General features: G+C 33.2%; 15 protein-coding genes. 12 read left to right on the plus strand and 3 right to left on the minus strand.

Annotation, left to right across the window (positions count from 1 at the left end; translation table 11 throughout):
• Window positions 1-102: 102 nt before the first annotated feature.
• On the minus strand, window positions 103-447 hold the full coding sequence (locus tag B0A57_RS05765; protein WP_011963335.1) for a hypothetical protein: 345 nt from the start codon (window positions 445-447) through the stop codon (window positions 103-105).
• Window positions 448-682: 235 nt separating this feature from the next.
• Window positions 683-2,374, minus strand: coding sequence for a lysine--tRNA ligase (gene lysS / locus B0A57_RS05770; protein WP_034099163.1), 1,692 nt, complete (start codon window positions 2,372-2,374; stop codon window positions 683-685).
• A 307-nt stretch (window positions 2,375-2,681) separates the two neighbouring features.
• On the opposite strand from lysS, the gene lipB reads away from it, so the two are divergent.
• Window positions 2,682-3,413 carry a lipoyl(octanoyl) transferase LipB gene (lipB, locus tag B0A57_RS05775; RefSeq protein ID WP_034099161.1) on the plus strand — a complete coding sequence of 244 codons (732 nt, stop codon included), beginning with the start codon at window positions 2,682-2,684 and terminating at the stop codon, window positions 3,411-3,413.
• On the opposite strand, the gene B0A57_RS05780 is transcribed toward lipB, so the two are convergent.
• A complete protein-coding gene (locus B0A57_RS05780) occupies window positions 3,408-4,067 on the minus strand; it encodes a ribonuclease HII (RefSeq protein ID WP_011963332.1) in 660 nt (219 codons plus the stop codon). The two genes, lipB and B0A57_RS05780, sit on opposite strands and share 6 nt — an antisense overlap.
• Before the next feature lie 199 nt (window positions 4,068-4,266).
• On the opposite strand from B0A57_RS05780, the gene B0A57_RS05785 reads away from it, so the two are divergent.
• The 11 genes from B0A57_RS05785 (at window position 4,267) to B0A57_RS05835 (ending at window position 19,139) form a co-directional block, all read left to right on the plus strand.
• Complete coding sequence (locus B0A57_RS05785) at window positions 4,267-7,449, plus strand: SusC/RagA family TonB-linked outer membrane protein (protein ID WP_052079081.1); 3,183 nt, start codon at window positions 4,267-4,269, stop codon at window positions 7,447-7,449.
• Window positions 7,450-7,454: 5 nt separating this feature from the next.
• Window positions 7,455-9,062, plus strand: coding sequence for a SusD/RagB family nutrient-binding outer membrane lipoprotein (locus tag B0A57_RS05790; RefSeq protein WP_034099159.1), 1,608 nt, complete (start codon window positions 7,455-7,457; stop codon window positions 9,060-9,062).
• Between the two features lie 91 nt (window positions 9,063-9,153).
• Window positions 9,154-11,076 carry a putative porin gene (locus B0A57_RS05795; RefSeq protein WP_034099157.1) on the plus strand — a complete coding sequence of 641 codons (1,923 nt, stop codon included), beginning with the start codon at window positions 9,154-9,156 and terminating at the stop codon, window positions 11,074-11,076.
• 193 nt (window positions 11,077-11,269) lie between these two features.
• Window positions 11,270-12,631 carry a pyridoxal-phosphate dependent enzyme gene (locus tag B0A57_RS05800; RefSeq protein ID WP_034099154.1) on the plus strand — a complete coding sequence of 454 codons (1,362 nt, stop codon included), beginning with the start codon at window positions 11,270-11,272 and terminating at the stop codon, window positions 12,629-12,631.
• A 682-nt stretch (window positions 12,632-13,313) separates the two neighbouring features.
• Window positions 13,314-13,796 (plus strand): 3'-5' exonuclease, encoded by a 483-nt coding sequence (locus tag B0A57_RS05805; RefSeq protein ID WP_011963327.1) that lies wholly within the window; start codon window positions 13,314-13,316, stop codon window positions 13,794-13,796.
• Between the two features lie 238 nt (window positions 13,797-14,034).
• Window positions 14,035-15,303 carry a DUF2851 family protein gene (locus B0A57_RS05810; RefSeq protein WP_011963326.1) on the plus strand — a complete coding sequence of 423 codons (1,269 nt, stop codon included), beginning with the start codon at window positions 14,035-14,037 and terminating at the stop codon, window positions 15,301-15,303.
• Window positions 15,304-15,421: 118 nt separating this feature from the next.
• A complete protein-coding gene (locus B0A57_RS05815; protein WP_011963325.1) occupies window positions 15,422-15,649 on the plus strand; it encodes a hypothetical protein in 228 nt (75 codons plus the stop codon).
• Between the two features lie 3 nt (window positions 15,650-15,652).
• Window positions 15,653-16,528: a helix-hairpin-helix domain-containing protein gene (locus B0A57_RS05820; protein ID WP_034099152.1), complete on the plus strand. Its 876-nt coding sequence runs from the start codon at window positions 15,653-15,655 to the stop codon at window positions 16,526-16,528.
• 43 nt (window positions 16,529-16,571) lie between these two features.
• Entirely contained in the window at window positions 16,572-17,741 is a 1,170-nt protein-coding gene (locus B0A57_RS05825; protein ID WP_011963323.1) for an acyl-CoA dehydrogenase family protein, read from the plus strand.
• 235 nt (window positions 17,742-17,976) lie between these two features.
• Window positions 17,977-18,174, plus strand: a complete 198-nt coding sequence (rpsU, locus tag B0A57_RS05830) for a 30S ribosomal protein S21 (protein WP_011963322.1) — start codon at window positions 17,977-17,979, stop codon at window positions 18,172-18,174.
• Window positions 18,175-18,242: 68 nt separating this feature from the next.
• The gene (locus B0A57_RS05835; RefSeq protein ID WP_034099150.1) at window positions 18,243-19,139 is read left to right on the plus strand and encodes a tyrosine-type recombinase/integrase; all 897 of its coding nucleotides are present in this window, start codon (window positions 18,243-18,245) and stop codon (window positions 19,137-19,139) included.
• Window positions 19,140-19,159 lie beyond the last annotated feature (20 nt).

Consider the following 19,159-nt stretch of genomic DNA (forward strand, 5'->3'; position numbering starts at 1 on the left):
AACTTTAAATGGTATTATATAGTTGTTTCAATATTTTTTTTAAACAAACACTTTTTTAGTAATTTCCTTTTATAAAAACATTTTTTAACAAGTATTTAAATATTAGTTTATTAAATCTTTGTATATGTCTTTAGCTATAAGTTTTTGAATTAATTCGTAGTCTAGTGTAGCTCTTAATTTAGCATCAATTTCATTTGCGATGTTTTGTTTTTCAGCAACTGTAATATTTTTTTTGCTTAACCATTTGTGTTTTTTATAAAAAAGCTGGCTTAAAGCCTCTGACATTGCAGGGTCGTTTATACTCATAACGGTAGTTATAGACTCAAGGTTTTGTTTTGCTTTTCCTTCAATAGATAATTCTTTTGTAGTTATTTTTTTCTCAGTTTGAGCATTTGCGCTTAATGAAAATGATAAAAATAAGACGAATATTAATAGTGATTTCTTCATAATCTGATAAATAAATTAGTTATATTTATCAAATCTAAACTTTTTTTTTGAACTACCAAAAAATATTAAAAACTTCACTTTGTTTTTATCAGGTTTGTAAAAAACGATTTTTTAAGAATTTTTTTTAAAAATCATGACATTGAGCCAATAAAAAACGAAAAATTTTTATTGGTAAATAAAAAAATCTGCTCGAAAGAACAGATTTTTATGATGTTATAAGTGTTTTGAAAAGGCTCTAATTTAGAACCGCAATTTTACGATCGCCATCTACTACTATTTTCATTAATCCATGTTTGGTAATTCCTTTGCTGGCCGCATCCCATTTTTTGCCACTCAAAGCGGCTTTTTCTTTCAAATCAGAAATAGAAATTCCTTCGTTAGCTTTCAAAACTTCAACAATGTGTTTTTCGTCATCTGTTAATTCCAATTGTTTTTTCTCAGGACGCATTTGAGGGAAAAACAATACTTCTTGTATAGAAGCATTATTAGTTAGGAACATAATTAGTCTGTCCATGCCAATTCCCATTCCAGAGGTTGGCGGCATTCCGTATTCTAAAGCACGAAGAAAATCCTCATCAATAACACCATTGGCTTCGTCATCACCTTTTTCGGAAAGTTTTAGTTGGTGTTCGAAACGTTCCCGTTGGTCTATCGGGTCGTTTAATTCAGAATACGCATTGGCAATTTCTTTACCGCAAACCATTAGTTCAAAACGTTCTGTCAAGTCTGGATTGTCACGATGCGATTTGCATAACGGCGACATTTCCTTCGGATAATCGGTAATAAAGGTTGGTTGAATGTAATTTCCTTCGCATTTGGCTCCAAAAATTTCATCAATTAGTTTTCCTTTACCCATGGTTTCATCAACATCAATTCCCATACCTTTTGCGGCAGCAAAAAGTTCTGCTTCGCTTTTTCCAGAAATATCAAAACCAGTAAAATCTATAATAGCCTGTGTCATAGTTACACGAGCATAGGGTGCTTTGAAACTTATTTTATGCTCGCCAAAAGTTACTTCGCTACTTCCATTTACAGCAGTAGCGCAATGGTCTAATAAATTTTCGGCAAAAGTCATCATCCAATTATAGTCTTTGTAGGCTACATAAATTTCCATAGCGGTAAATTCTGGATTGTGCGTTCTGTCCATTCCTTCATTACGAAAGTTTTTCGAAAACTCATAAACCCCATCAAAACCACCTACAATTAATCTTTTTAAGTATAATTCGTTTGCAATACGCATGTACAAAGGCATATCTAAACTATTATGGTGGGTGATAAACGGGCGGGCCGCTGCACCACCAGCAATAGATTGCAAAACGGGAGTTTCTACTTCCATATACCCACTTTCGTTAAAAAAGTTTCGCATGGCAGTAAATAATTTTGTTCTTTTTACAAAAACTTCTTTCACTTGCGGATTAACCACAAGATCTACATAACGCATTCTGTATCTTAATTCAGGATCGTTAAACGCATCGTGAATATTACCTTCTTCATCAGTTTTTGGCAACGGTAGCGGGCGTAAAGTTTTACTTAAAAAAGTAAAATTAGAAACACGAATACATTTTGCACCTACTTGTGTAGTAAATAATTCACCTTCTACACCAATAAAATCACCTAAATCGGTCAATTTTTTAAAAACCTGATTGTACAACGTTTTGTCATCACCTTCACAAATTACATCACGGTTAAAATACAATTGAACTCTACCTTCACTATCTTGCAACTCAGCAAAAGAAGCTTTTCCTTGGTCTCTCACGCTCATTAATCGTCCGGCAAGAGTCACCTTTTTGCCTTCTTCAAAATTTTCTTTAACCTGTTTCGAAGTATGATTTACAGGAAATAAATCTGCAGGATAAGGGTTAATTCCTAGTTGGCGCAAAGCGTTCAGTTTTTCTCTTCTAATGATTTCTTGTTCGGAAAGTTGCATGGGTAAATTTTATTTAAGACCACAAAGATAATAAAAGATTGTAAATGGCAGATTTTAGATTTCAGATTTAGGAGCTATTTCCTGCTATTTGTTACAATCTTTTGTTTTTTAAAGGAAAAAACAAAAGGATTTCCACTTCTATCAGGGCTATTTCAGCATTACGGTTCAAAATTTAACATTCGTTATTTAACATTCAAAAAATCTGCGAAAATCCTTTTAATCTGTGTCATCTGCGATCTAAAATAGATGTACAACAATTAAAACTTTGTATCTTTGTTCTTCAAAACCTCAGAACTTTCCAAAAGAAATGAACAAAACCATACAACTCCAGGATTTAGGCCACAAAGACTACAAAGCAACTTGGGATTATCAAGAGCAATTGTTTCAAAATGTGCTAGATATCAAAATTCAAAACAGGAGAGAAGAACGTCAGGACCAAACGCCAAATTATTTTCTTTTTGTCGAACATCCACATGTGTACACTTTAGGAAAAAGTGGCGATTTGTCTAATTTGCTTTTATCAGAAAAACAACTCGAAGCAAAAGGAGCTACTTTTTATAAAATAAACCGAGGGGGCGACATCACCTACCACGGCCCAGGGCAAATTGTAGGTTACCCTATTCTGGATTTAGAAAATTTCTTTACAGATATTCATAAATATTTGCGACTACTCGAAGAAGCGATAATTCTTACATTGGCAGAATATAATATTATAGGTACAAGAAGCGAAGGCGAAACAGGAGTTTGGCTCGGAGTAGGAACGCCATTTGCAAGAAAAATATGCGCTTTAGGGGTTCGTGCCTCCCGTTGGGTAACCATGCACGGATTTGCGCTAAATGCAAATGCCGATTTGGGTTATTTCGACAATATAATTCCGTGTGGTATAAAAGGCAAAGCAGTTACCTCATTAAATGTAGAGCTTGGTGTCGAAAAAGTAAATGAAGAAGAAGTAAAAGAAAAAATCCTAAAACATTTTACACAATTGTTCGATTGTACGATGATTTTAAAAAAAAATCATCTTACGTTCTATTATCTATAAGTCTAAAACAGTCTGCTCTGGAAGTAATCTAAAGGTCATTCTGTGGTATTTTGTTACGCCATATTTTCTAATGGCTTCACGATGTTCTTTAGTAGGATATCCTTTGTTTTTTTTCCAATTATACATTGGGAATTCCTCATGAATTGTATTCATATACTCATCACGATACGTTTTTGCTAAAACCGAGGCGGCAGCAATGCTCAGGTATTTAGAGTCTCCCTTTATAATACTGCTACTTGGTATCGATTGTAGTATTTCTATTTCTCTATTGGTAAATATTTTTCCAGAACATTTTTTAAAGCTATTCTTAGATAGTAAAGGGCGATTTCCGTCTGCAATAATGTATAACGGGGTAGGATTTAACTGCAAAACACACTCTTGCATGGCTTTTAGTGAAGCGTTAAGAATGTTTATCTCATCAATAATTAGAGGATCCAGATGTGTAACCGAGAATGAAATAGCTAATGCTTCGATAATTGGTTTTAATTGTTCTCTAGTTTTTTCAGATAATTGTTTGGAGTCATTTAATATTTTCGATTCAAAATTTTCTGGCAAAATAACTGCTGCTGCTGTTACGGGGCCAGCAAGGCAACCTCGTCCAGCCTCGTCCGTGCCAGCTTCTAAATGTTGTGTTAAAAAAAACGAACTTAACATAAATTTAATTTTGACAAAAATATAATTTTTTGCGTAACCTTTTGCATTATTATTTGTCTAGTAAACCAGTAATTATTATTCCTGATTTATAATTAGTTTTTTTTTGCTTAAATAAAATATGTAATATTTCGGTCTATTGTTTGGTTATTTAAGAAATTATTAAGAAGTTTGCTAAATAACTAACTCAAATAAAATAATTATGAGATCAAAGTTCAAATGGATTTTTACGCTATTAGTAGCGTTAACTATGCAGCTTTCCTTTGCACAAGAGAAAACTGTGAAAGGGGTTGTGACTGATGCAAATGGTCCAATGCCAGGTGTAAATGTTTTGGTAAAAGGTACCCAACGTGGCGTATCAACTGGTTTCGATGGAACTTATTCTATCAAGGCTAGTCAAGGAGAAGTTCTTGTTTTTTCATTCATGGGAATGGGTGATGTTTCTAGAACAGTAGGAGCTTCAGCTTCTATTAGTGTTAAAATGCAGGATGATGCTAAGCAATTAGGCGAGGTTGTTGTAACTGGAGCATTGGGTATTAAGAAGAAAAAAGATGCGATAACTTCTGTTCAGCAAGTAGTTGGGAGTAGAGAGTTAACGCAAGCAATGAATCCTAATGTTGCAAGAAGTTTAACTGCTAAAGTTTCAGGTTTGCAGATTGATAATTCAAGTGGGGGTGTTAACGGAAACACAAGAATTGTGTTAAGAGGGCCTAGGTCTGTTTCTGGAAACACAGAAGCTTTAATTGTTATAGATAATGCAATCTCTACAGGTAGTGCTTTAGCGCAATTACCACCTGATGTTGTAGAAAGTGTTACTGTTATAAAAGGAGCGCAAGGTGCTGCTTTGTATGGTGATCAAGGATCGAATGGTGTAATTTTAGTAGTAACTAAAAAAGGAACTGCTGGTGGTAAATTATCGATATCTGTTAATTCGTCTATCGAAATGGAACAGATTTCTTTCTTGCCTAAAAAACAATCATTGTATGGTCAAGGTTGGGATGGAGATCACGCTTCTATAGAAAATGGTGCTTGGGGTTCGCTTTTAGATGGTTCTTTGAAAGTTACAGGTGTTAATGGAGACCTTAAACCTTATAGTTTTGTTAAAGATAATATGAAAGCTTATTACCAAGATGGGATTAGTACTCAAAATGGTGTAACGCTTAATTTTGGTGGAGAAGATGGCTATGCTTTGTTATCTGCTAATAGATCAGTTCAAGACTTTGTTGTAGAAGGAGATGGGTCTAGAAGAAACTCTTTCTTGTTTAAAGGAGGAAAAAAAATAGGAAAATGGAAGTTTGATGGTAGTGTTAGATATGTATCTACTCAAACCGAGCAAAGTGAGGCTGATAATGCTTTAGCTAATCTATTGCAATCAGCTCCAAATATTCCAGTAGGAGATTTTGAAAATACAGGTATTTTTGGTTGGAATATTTATTACAAAAACCCATTTTGGGAACGTAAAAACAATAGATTAAATAGATCTTCTGATTTCTTTGATGTATCAGCTAGTTTAGGATATGCTTTTAATAAACATATTAATGTTACATATTTAGCAAACGTACAAACTCAAACAAGTATACAAACTACGCACAATGCTGCTGGGTTTACCTCTGGAAATTCTTTTGATGCAGTTCCAGTTGCCTATTCTTTTGGTCAAAAATCTAATTTTTACAGAAGTAATAGTCATACTATGAATTTTTATGGTGATTTACTTTTAAATTTTGACTATAAATTATTTGATAAAGTTTCGTTTAAAGCTGCCTTGGGTAGTAATATGCAAGATAAATATTCAGAGAGAATTTCTCAAGGAGGTGAAAATTTGCAAATTCCAGGTTGGTACAATCTTCAGAACGTAGCAAATATAGATTTGGCAAAAGATTTAAGTAATAATATGTTCAGAACAAGAAAAGTTTCTGGATTTGGAAACGTAGATTTAGGGTACGCAGATTACTTATTCTTAAACCTTACAGGAAGAAGAGATGCTACATCTGTACTTACTTCAAGTAATAACGTTTATAATTATTATTCTGGAGGTTTGTCTTTCGTGCCAACTAAATTAATTGAAGGTCTTAAAGATAAAAAAACTTTAAATTATCTTAAATTATTTGTTAATTATGCTAAAGTAGGTAACTCTAGTGCTGTAAATGCTTACGATGTAGAGAAATTATCTCCACTAGGTTACGGATTCCCTTTTTCAGGTTTAACTTCGTACTCACAGTTTAATGGTGCTACTAATGGAGGAATAAAACCTGAATTTATTAACACAGTTGAAGCTGGTGCAAGTTTCGGATTTCTAGACAATAGATTAACATTAGATGCAACTGTATACCAGTCTAAGGTTACTGATTTGATTTCTGAAAAAGGTATCTCTCGTGCCTCACAAGGTGTAGCAAATTTTAAAACTAATATTGGTGATCTTACTAATAAAGGAATGGAATTCGATTTAGGTTTTATGCCTGTGAAAACTGAAAATTTTACCTGGGAAGGTAGGTTAAGTTATTCAGCTTATCAAACTAAATTGACTAAATTAGATGGAGAATCTACTGAGATTGAACTTTACAATCATGCTAATGATTCTAATTCTAATGTAAATTCAGGAACTTATGCTATTGTAGGAGAATCATTTCCTTCTATTAAAGGAACTACTTATTTAAGAGATGTTCAAGGAAGGGTAATTGTTGATGCTGTTACTGGTATGCCAAAAATTTCTGTAAACCGTTCGCTTATAGGACAAGTTAATCCAGATTATATTTTAGGTTTCTCAAACAGTTTTACATATAAAGGACTTCGTTTGGCTGTTGTTGCTGATTATAGAACGGGTAATTCGTTTATTTCAGGAGTTAAACATAATCTTTCTTGGGTTGGAAATCTTGAAGAATCAGCTGATTATGATAGAACTGTAGGTTTTATTTATCCTAATTCTGTCCTTAGTACTACGGGTCTTCCAAACACTACTGTTTATACAGGAGGAGATTACACAGGAACAACTGCTTATGATAATACAATAAATTATTATAATGATTATTCTAAACTAGGAGAAGCTCAACTTTTAGATGGTACTGCTTTAAAAATCCGTGAAATCTCATTAAGTTACAATTTGCCTAAAAGATTTTTAGACAAATTAAAGTTAGAGTCTGTTCGTTTTGGAGTAAATGCTAGAAATCCGTTTGTGTTTTTTGTAGATAAAAACAATTTTTTCAAACCTAGTAATAACAGAAATTATTCAGACCCTGAAGCATCTAACGTGAATAATGCTAATTCATCTGTTGGAGCGGTACGTACGTCATCGCTTTCAAATACAAGTCTTAACGCAGGTGGATTCTCTCAAACTGGGCAATATCCTTCTACTAGAACTTTTGGATTCAGTGTTAATTTAACCTTTTAATAATTATGAAAAATAAAATTTATGTCTTATTATTTGCGTTATCGCCAGTAATATTTAGCTCGTGTACTGATTATTTAGATGTTAATGAGTCTACAAACTCTGCGCATACTGAAAGAGTAGAGCCACCTGGTTTTTTAGCCGCTGCTTTGGCTACTACATTTCGTACTCAAGCAGTTTCTATGAATGAATATGGTAGTGTAATGACGAATGCTTGGGGAGGTAATGCTACATATTATACGAATCCTTACCAAACAGAATTTAGAGGTGATCTTAAAACTACCACTAGACAAGCTATATGGAATGATATTTATGTTGGAGTAGCTAATTTTCAAAACATGATAAATTTTCCTAGTAATGGGGAATATGACAATCATGTTGCTATTGCAAAAATCATGAAAACATATTATTTAGCCTATTTAGTAGATTTGTATGGTAATATTCCATACTCTAAAGCTTTTTTAGGAGCTACTGTAAACGCTACTCCTTCTTTCGATAAAGATACCGAAGTTTATAAAGGTTTATTCAAGAATCTTGATGAGGCTAACCTTTTATTTGCAAATGCAAATGCAAAAGCTGTTGGCTCGGAGGATATAGTTTTTAAAGGAGATATGGATAAATGGGCTGCATTTGCTAATACAATTAGATTAAGAATGTGCTTAAGAATGTCGGAAGTTACAGATCCAGCAATGGTTAGTTTGCGTACTGCTAATCTAGCAATCGCAGCTTCAAGACCTTTCGTTTCTGCTGATGTAACCATAAACCCTGGTTATAACAACTCTACCGAGGCTCAATATAATCCTTTTGCGCTTAATTTTTCTCGTATAGTTTCGGGTAATGTAGTAAAAGAGAATGTTTACTCTTCTCGTTTGCCATGTGCATCGGGTTATGTTGCAAAAGTTTTAAATGGTACTGTAAATCAACCAGGAGTAATTGTGTCTTCTGTTGTTGACCCAAGAAGAAGCAGAATGTTTAGAGCCACTACAATTATCGGAATTGATCAAGGGACTGGTTTTGCACCTACTTCAACGAATCCTTCTTTATTGGGTTCAGGAGTAACAGGTTTTAATTCTACAATTGCTGCTGATAATGAATCTAAATTTAAAAATGCTACTTCTAGAGATGGTTTTATCATGACGCTTGCTGAAAGTTTGTTTTTACAAGCAGAAGCTGCACAACGTGGTTATATTTCTGGAATTCCGCAAACATTATTTAATAGCGCTATTGCTGCGTCATTTAATTTTTATCAAAAGCCATATGGTAATTATACGCCATTAGCAATTGTACCTAACGCAGCTGCCTATACTACCTCTGTTGATGGTATGTTAGGTCTAGGTTGGACAGGAACAGCTAATAAATTACAGGTAATATTAACTCAAAAGTGGTTGGCTTTATTTGGAATACATGGTATAGAGCCTTTTCTAGACAAAGTTAGAACAGGATTTCCTAATAATCCTTTAGCAACAGGAGCTAATGCATCTGTGCATTCTACTAGTCCTAGAAGATTATTATACCCTTCTACAGAGTATTCTGCTAATGGAGCTAATACTCCAGTAGTATCACTAGAAGATTTATTTTCAGTTAATGCTTATACTCCTTTTTGGGTAAGAAACTAATTGTCTTTATAAATATTTTAAACCCGCATTATTGCGGGTTTTTTTATGTCTAATAATTGCCTATTTTTGCATAATAAATTTCGCATTACTTATGAAGCACATTTTTACATTTTTATTATTCATTTTAACTACAAGTATTTTTGCTCAAGTAGATAATGAATTGTCTATAAATAAAAGCGACACCATCAAAAAGTCATTGCGAGACAAACCCAAAGAGAACCCCAAAGCACCTATAAACCAATATAGAATTATAACTTTACAAAAGGATACTACTTATGTAGACACTTCGTTAACCATTTACAAAGAATATAAATTTAACCACTTGCGCAAAGATAATTTCGGATTATTGCCATTTGCAAATGACGGGCATACTTATAACACCCTAGATTTTGGTTTAAACAAATCTAATACTTTGCCACAATTTGGGTTTAAAGCAAAACACTTCAACTACAGTAATGAAAAAGACATTAATTATTACTCGGTAGCCACACCAATTACCGAATTGTATTTTAAAACCGTTTTAGAACAAGGACAATCTGTCGATGCGTTTATAACCCTAAACACATCAGAACAACTCAATTTTTCTATCGCTTACAAAGGATTGCGTTCTCTAGGAAAATATATAAATTCTTTATCAAGCTCAGGAAACTTTAGGTTTACAGCCAGTTATTTTTCAAAAAACAAGAGGTACTTGGCTAATTTGCATTACACCAGTCAAGAGGCACTAAATGGCGAGAACGGGGGCGTTTCTAATCTTTCAGATTTTCAATCTGGCAACGCTCAATTCTCAAAACGTTCCCGATTAGACGTATATTTTCAAGACGCCAAATCATTACTAGAAGGAAAAAGATACTTTCTAGACCATTCTTTCAGATTAAATAACAAAGGCAGTGAGCATAATATTGCTATAAACCATCAGTTTAGTTACGAAGCAAAAATGTTCGAATTTAGCTCTAAATCTCCAATCAAAAGATTCGGAAACGCTTACCTTGCATCAAATTATTTCGATGTAACAAAAAACACCACCACATACAACAAAATAGGCGCTAATTTTTCAAACAAAAAACTAGGAGACATTCATTTTTTCCTAGAAAACTATCAATACAATTATTCGTACAAAAGAGTTTCAATATCAAATAATCAAGTTTCAATACCAAACCTAAACCATGACAATCTCAATGCCATAGGCGCAAAATACTTATATTCTAAACGAAACCTAAAAGGAGAAGCCCTATTCTCTAAATCAATTTCAAAACAAACATTCTCCACTTTAGACCTCTCTGCACAATACAAATGGAACGAAAAAAATAATTTCTCCCTACAATATACAAACCAAAGCAAAGTCCCAGATTTAAATTACATATTATATCAAAGCAGTTTCGTAAATTACAATTGGTACAACAACTTCAAAAACGAAAAAACAAATACCATCAAGCTAAAAGCCAATACACAATGGCTATCTGCCCAAGTACAACTTACCAGATTAGACAATTATTTGTATTTTAGCAACAACGACACCTCAGACACCATTGTAATTTCAACACCAAAACAATACAATAAAACAATAAACTATTTGTCACTAAAAGTTAGCAAAGAACTAACATTCAGAAAATTTGCCCTCGACAATACTATTTTATTTCAAGAAGTAACACAAGAAAACAACATCCTAAACGTACCCAAATTAGTCACCAGAAACACCATATATTTTTCAGATTACGTCTTCAAAAAAGCCATGTATTTACAAACAGGATTCACCTTTCAAACCTTTACAAAATACTACGCAAACCACTACAATCCCTTAATAGGAGAATTTTACGTGCAAGAAAACACTAAAATCGGCAATTTTCCACTGGTCGATTTCTTCATCAATGCACGAGTTCGTCAAGCCAGAATATTCCTAAAAGCCGAGCATCTAAACTCAAGTTTCACAGGAAGAAACTACTACTCAGCCCCCAATTACCCTTACAAAGACTTTATTATTAGATTTGGTTTAGTCTGGACATTTTTTCAATAATCAAATTGCATCTTTAGGGCGTGCCTCTCGTCGTTCCTCCTCAAGTCGGGCTTTCGGCTATATCTTTTTTTCGTGCCTCAAAAAAGGATACCGCCTCAATCCCTCACGCAAACAACATTCGGTTTCATAATTAGCATTCAAATCATTACATTTGCGATAATTAATGATTAGGCTTTAAAATCTAAAATAAACAATGAAATACTCAGAAAACATACTTGGCACTATCGGAAACACACCATTAGTGCGATTAAATAGCGTTACAAAAGAAGTAAATGCCTTAGTACTAGCAAAAGTAGAAACCTTCAACCCAGGAAACTCTGTAAAGGACAGAATGGCTGTCAAAATGATAGAAGATGCAGAAGCCGACGGTCGTCTAAAACCAGGAGGCACCATCATAGAAGGAACCTCAGGAAACACAGGAATGGGATTAGCACTAGCAGCCATTGTAAAAGGATACAAACTAATTTGCGTAATATCTGACAAACAATCTAAAGAAAAGTGCGATATACTTCGTGCCGTAGGCGCAAAAGTAGTCGTTTGCCCAACTGATGTAGAACCAACAGATCCAAGATCATACTACTCAGTATCAAAAAAATTAGGCGAAGAAACACCAAACTCATGGTATGTAAACCAATACGATAATCCCAGTAATGCCACAGCACATTACGAACAAACCGGACCAGAAATCTGGGAACAAACCGATGGTAAAATTACCCATTTTATATCTGGAGTAGGAACAGGAGGCACAATCTCTGGCGTAGGAAAATATTTGAAAGAAAAAAACCCAAACATCAAAATTTGGGGCGTAGATACTTATGGATCAGTCTTCAAAAAATACCACGAAACAGGCATTTTCGACGAAAACGAAATTTATTCCTACATCACCGAAGGCATAGGAGAAGATATCTTGCCAAAAAATGTAAATTTCGACATCATAGACGGTTTTACAAAAGTGACCGACAAAGATGCAGCAGTTTATACCCGTAAAATTTCTCTAGAAGAAGGAATTTTTGTAGGAAACTCAGCAGGTTCAGCAATAAAAGGATTATTGCAACTCAAAGAACACTTCAAACCAGAAGATGTAGTTGTCGTATTGTTTCACGATTCAGGAAGTCGTTACATAGGCAAAATGTTCAATGACGATTGGATGCGTGAACGTGGTTTTCTTGACCAAGAAATTACAAAAGCAGAAGATGTTATCAAAGATCATATTAACAAGCCATTAGTAATAGTTCGTACCCAAGAGCTAGTTTCGCACGCCATCGAGCGTATGCGTAAACACAAAATATCTCAAATCCCAGTCATAGATATTACAGGATTTGTAGGTTCAGTAGATGAATCAGATTTGTTTAGAAGTTACCTAGAAGACCAAAACATTGCCAATAAACCCATTAGTGAAATCATGGGAAAACCATATCCTATTATAAAATTAGGCACCGCAATCGAAGAAGTTTCTAAATTGTTTACCAAAGAAAACCAAGCTGTTTTAATCGATTTAGGAAACGGAAAACACCATATTATTACAAAACACGATATTATAGGATCGATAAAATAAAGCAAATTAAATTCATTACAATACACAAAAAAAACGCTCAACATTTAATTCTTGAGCGTTTTTTGCTATATTATAACAACTTAGTTTGGTAGCATTACAGGAATTTCGTTCTATAATAAATCAGGCGGAAATAATATTATTAAAAATAGTAACCGCATATTCATAAGATTAGTTTTATATTTGTTTTTTAGTTGTTAGCAAAGGGTTTAATTCTTTTATTTACAATGTTTTGTGTTAGGAATTGCTTCGGCAGTTCGCTCTTTCAGGCTCGGGTAAAAAGGAAATCCTTTTCGAATCTTTTGTTTCTAGAACACATAAAAAAACTTCATGCGCTTCATGATATCTAAATGTCGAACGATATTTTTTTATTGCATGAAGTAAATAGCGATATGCTTAAGCCTTATATGACATTAGTTTTTTTTTAAAAATAAAGCGCTTAATTTTGAAGAAATATTCTATCATGAAAGAGCGATTCATCTCGTTTTTGTAAAATTCATTCTTCTAATGATGAAAAGGTAAGAGCAGCAAGATTATAAAAAAACGATTTTTATTAGAAAAATTAGGTCAGAAATCAAGGATTGTTCAAACGGAAAAAAACACCAAAGAAATCAGTTATATTACAAAAACTTGCCACAACCCTCACTATTATAAATTTAAGAACAATTAAATAATTCATTCAAAAATGACATTTACTGCCATCGATTTCGAAACTGCAACCGCATTTCATCCCTGTTCAGTCGGGATTGTAACTGTACAAAATGGTGTTATTGTCGATGAATTTGTTACGCTAATTAAACCGCCAAACAATCAATACTCTCCTTTTACGATTGCCGTGCATGGGATACGCCCTCGTGATACCGTTAATGCAAAATCGTTCTTAGAGGTATATCCAGAAATAAAAAAACGCCTTCAAAATAAAACAGTAGTAGCTCATAATGAAAGTTTCGATCGCAACGTACTGGCGAAATCTATGGCACTTTACGGGCTAGATTATGAAACGTTAAATATTAGCAACCGTTGGGAATGCACCCTAAAAATATACAAAGCCAAAGGATTTAAACCAACAAAATTAAGTGATTGTTGCCAGGAAATGAATATAAAACTAAACCATCACGAAGCCCTGTCTGATGCTAGAGCTTGTGCGAAATTGTATTTGTTGCGATAATTATAACCGTTTTAATCTTTAAAACACCCTAATATTTGGTGCTATATTGTCATTGCATAGGAACGAGAAATCTCATAATCTGAATCACTTGATAGAATTTTTCATTCCCCACAAAGCACCGAGTGTTTGTTATTGCAGTAATTTGAATATCAAAATGGTATTAGTAACCTTATTTGTTAATATTAGTAACCAATCTTAATTTATTTTATTACTTTAGTCTTTTATCTAAAGTCTAAAAATGAAAGAAGATTTTCTCCATCATATCTGGCAATACAAAAAGTTTGATTTTACCAATTTAAAAACGACTTCGGGAGAAAACGTATCAATCTTTAATACTGGAAATTTTACCCAGCTCGCAGGGCCAGATTTTTTTAATGCACAAATAGAAATAGATAACCAGAAATGGGCTGGAAATATAGAAATTCATCTCAAATCTTCCGATTGGTATATTCATAATCATGAGCGAAATGAGCATTACGATTCGGTTATTTTGCATGTTGTTTGGGAACATGATGCAGCAATCTTTAGAAAAGACAACTCCGAAATTCCAGTTTTAGAAATAAAAAACTATGTTTCGCCAACTTTAATTCATCAATACGAAAAGCTAAAAGCAACAAAATCATGGATATATTGCGAAAATGAAATAAAAAACATTCCAAGTTTTGTTTTCGAAAATTGGAAAGAACGCTTGTTTTTTGAGCGTTTGGAAAGAAAATCAAATCCAATTGAAGTATTACTTTTAGAAAATCATAATGATTGGGAAGCGACTTTTTTTTGTTTTTTAGCAAAAAATTTCGGTTTGAATACAAACGGGGAATCATTTTTCAAAATAGCTCAATCTGTCCCGTTTTCGATCATTCGTAAAGAAGCCTTTGAAGTCGAAAATTTAGAAGCAATTTTCTTTGGCCGAGCCAATTTGTTAGCACAAGACAAAGAAGATAATTACTTTAAAGACTTGAAATTTCGCTGGAATTACATTCAAAATAAATACCAATTAGAAGGTATTTTTGTAAATACAGTTCAGTTTTTTAAACACCGACCAGATAATTTTCCAACCATACGATTATCGCAATTGGCTAATTTGCATCATACACATCAAAATTTATTCTCTAAAGTAATTAGAGCAAAGAATATAGAAGAATTATACCAAATTTTTCAAGTTTCAGTTTCAGAATATTGGCAAACACATTATAATTTCGATAAAATAAGCACAAAAAAGGCAAAATCACTATCTAAATCATTTGTCGATTTGCTTATCATTAATACTATTATTCCTTTTCGATTTGCTTACGAAAAAAGTTTAGGGAAAGAAACATCGGAAGAAAATATTAAATTTTTATCGCAAATTACAGCCGAGAAAAATACCGTTATCGATAAGTTTAAATCAGTAGGAATCATAACAAAAAATGCTTTCGAAACCCAATCTTTGCTTCAGCTTAAAAAAGAATATTGTGACAAAAGCAACTGTTTGCAATGTGCTGTTGGTTTAGCATTTCTAAAAAATTAGATTTCAGATTGTTAGACTTATTCAGATAGTTAGATTTTTTTTGTAATTTTACAAAAAAAGCATACTGAGCGTTGCAACAGGACAATTAACCAAACACATAATAACCTATTAGCAAAAAATGAGATTCGTTATAAAGCTAAAATATCTTTTCGAAAAACAAGGTTTTCACATAGCCTCTCGTCTTGCTGATAGGTTAGGAATGAGAGCAAATAGTGTACGTTTGTTTTTCATTTACATCTCCTTTGTAACGGCAGGATTATGGTTTGGCGTTTATTTAACATTAGGGTTTTTAATAAAATTGAAGGATTTAGTGCGGGCCAAAAGATCTTCGGTTTTCGATTTGTAGTGTATGAGTTTTAAGCAGTATTTTATTTTCAATAAAGAACAAAAAATAGGTATAACAATATTAGTTGTACTAATAATTAGTGTGCAATTGTTGTATTTTTTTGTCGATTTTTCAACCGCAAAAATATCAACAAAAGAAGAAGAGCAATGGCTGGCAATGCAAACAGGAATAGACTCATTAAAACCAGTTTCTAACAACGATACTTATAAAATGTATCCTTTTAACCCTAATTTTATTACGGATTTTAAAGGCTATAAACTCGGAATGAAAGCAGCAGAAATAGACAGGCTCTTAGCATTTAGAAAAACAAATAAATATGTAAATTCTGCACAAGAATTTCAAAAAGTAACACAAATTTCAGATTCTTTACTGGCAATAATTGCACCGTATTTCAAATTTCCAGATTGGGTAACAAACAAAAAAAACTATCCAACTTATGCAAAATCGAATTTCAAAGATTTTAGTAAAAAAGAGAAAATTACAATTGTTAACATCAACGAAGCTTCAAAAGACGATTTGATGAAAATATACGGAATAGGCGATGCTATATCCGATAGAATTCTGAAACAAAAAGAAGTTTTCGGTTCCTTTGTTAGCATGGATCAAATGCAAGATATCTGGGGATTATCGCCCGAAGTCATCACTCAATTAAACTCACATTTTAAAGTGCTAGGCACAACAACAATCAATAAAATAGACATCAATAATATTGCTACTAAAGAATTAGCAAAATTCCCGTATTTTAAATATGCTTTAGCCAAAGAAATAGTAACATACCGAAGTATGAATAACGGAATTAAGAATATTGAGGATTTAACAAAAATTAAGGGTTTTCCTATTGATAAAATAAAAGTTATTGCCTTATATTTGAAATTCTAAAACAAAAGATTAAAACATTAAAAAAAATACACAGTATAATTATATGAATTCAATATATTTTACAGAAGAACACGAATTATTTAGAAAAAGTTTGCAAGATTTCTTACAAAAAGAAGTAGTTCCTCATATCGAAAAATGGGAAAAAACAGGTACAATAGAACGTTTTATCTGGAAAAAATTTGGTGACATGGGCTATTTCGGGCTAAAATGTCCAGAAGCCTATGGCGGATTAAATCTAGATTTGTTTTACACAGTAATCTTTTTAGAAGAACTTCAAAAAATAAAATCTTCTGGTTTCGCAGCAGCCATGTGGGCACATGCCTATTTAGCCATGACACATCTCAATGCCGAAGGGAGCGAACGCATTAAGCAAGAATATTTGGTACCAAGTATATTAGGCGAAAAAATAGGCGCATTATGCGTCACAGAACCATTTGGCGGGAGTGATGTTGCAGGAATGAGAACAACTGCCGTAAAGCAAGGAAATAAATTTATAATTAACGGATCTAAAACATTTATAACAAACGGTATTTATGCCGACTATTATGTAGTGGCCGCAAAAACAAGTCCCGAACTTGGCAACAAAGGAATAAGTATCTTTTTGGTTGACACCAATCTAAAAGGAATAACCGCTACAAAACTAGACAAATTAGGCTGGAGAGCATCAGATACTGCCGAAATCGCCTTCGACAACGTAGAAATCCCTGAAGAAAACCTAATGGGAGAACAAGGAAAAGGATTTCCTTATATCATGCAACATTTTGCATTCGAAAGACTAATTATGGCAATCAATGCACACGCAAGAGCAGAATACGCGATTGAATATACAATAAACTACATGTCGCAACGAGAAGCCTTCGGGACTACAATTAATAAATTTCAAGCGTTAAGACACACCATAGTAGAACACGCAACAGAAATCGAACATTGTAAAATATTTAATTATGCAGCAACCGCCAGACTAGACCAAGGCGAATACGTAGTTAAAGAAGCAACAATGGCAAAATTAAAATCTACAAAAGTAGCAGATTTAGCCATTTACGATTGCCTACAAATGCTTGGTGGCTATGGCTATATGGAAGAATACCCATTAGCACGATTATTACGAGACAGTCGTTTAGGGCCAATAGGCGGCGGAACATCAGAAATCCTTAAAGAAATATTATCAAAAATGATATTCGAAAAACAAGACTACAAACCAGCGGTAAAATAATCTCTAATTCATTTAGAAGCCATTCCAGCTATACATTCCAAGTTTTTTGTAGGCCTGTTTTTTTCAAAGCCACAAAAGGAGCTTCCGTTGGTCGCTTTTTCGTGTCAAGAAAAAATACAAGCCAACTGCAAAAGCTTTCCATTTCTATCTGGGCTAAAAAAAAACAGACAGAAAAAATCATAATTCAAAAAAAAATAACTACCTTTGCCACTTAACGAGAGGAGGTGTCAATATTATGTTAATTATACCAATTAAAGACGGAGAAAATATAGATAGAGCATTAAAGCGCTATAAAAGAAAATTTGATAAAACAGGAGTCGTAAGACAATTGAGAAAACGTCAAGCTTTCATCAAGCCATCTGTAATAAACAGAGCGATGATTCAAAAAGCAGCTTATGTTCAAAACATGAGAGAAGGCTTAGAAAATATGTAAATAATTTTCTGACAAATATAAATCGTTAGTAATAAAAGTTTAGTACTTTTATGCTAACGATTTTTTTTATGCAAAATAACCAACAAAAATTTCAAGATTACTTACTCAAAGAAAAAAACTATTCCCCGCTTACGGCATTAGCTTACGGCAAAGATTTGCAGTTTTTTCAAACATTCCTAGAAATAAAATTCGACAATACGCCACTCGAAGAAGTTTCCTATACCTTAATAAGAAGCTGGATAGTCTCGATGGTCGATGCAGAAATGAGTAACACATCGGTAAACCGAAAAATAGCATCGCTCAAAGCCTTTTACAAATTTCTATTAAAAACCAAACAAATAGAAATAAATCCGCTATCTAAACACAAAGCACTCAAAACCCCAAAAAAAATACAAATCCCATTTTCGGAAGCAGAACTCGATACAGTATTAACCCAAATACAATACAAAGCAGGGTTTGAAGGACTGCGAGACAAGCTAATTATCGATTTGTTTTATACCACAGGAATTCGTCGGTCAGAACTTATTTCACTTCAAATATCAAATACAAATTTAGTTGCAGGAACAATAAAAGTTATAGGTAAAAGAAACAAAGAAAGAATAATACCACTATTGCCAGTAATTATAAAGCAAATAAAAGTATATCTGGCGGAAAGAAAACAACTTTCATTAATAGTAGCCAAGGAAAATTTAATTTTACTCTCAAACGGAAATAAAGCTAACGAAACATTTGTGTATCGATTAATAAATGATTACTTTAGTAATGTCTCCGAGAAAGTAAAAAAAAGTCCGCACATGCTTCGGCATACATTTGCAACTCACATGCTAAATCACGGAGCCGATTTAAATTCTATTAAAGAATTATTAGGTCACTCAAGTCTTGCGTCAACCCAAGTTTATACAAATTCAAGTTTAGCTGAACTTAAAAATGTTTACCAAAATGCGCATCCTCGAAATCAAAAATAATTCTCCAAATTGTTTAACCA

The organism is Flavobacterium psychrophilum DSM 3660 = ATCC 49418 (assembly GCF_002217405.1).
GTDB lineage: Bacteria > Bacteroidota > Bacteroidia > Flavobacteriales > Flavobacteriaceae > Flavobacterium > Flavobacterium psychrophilum.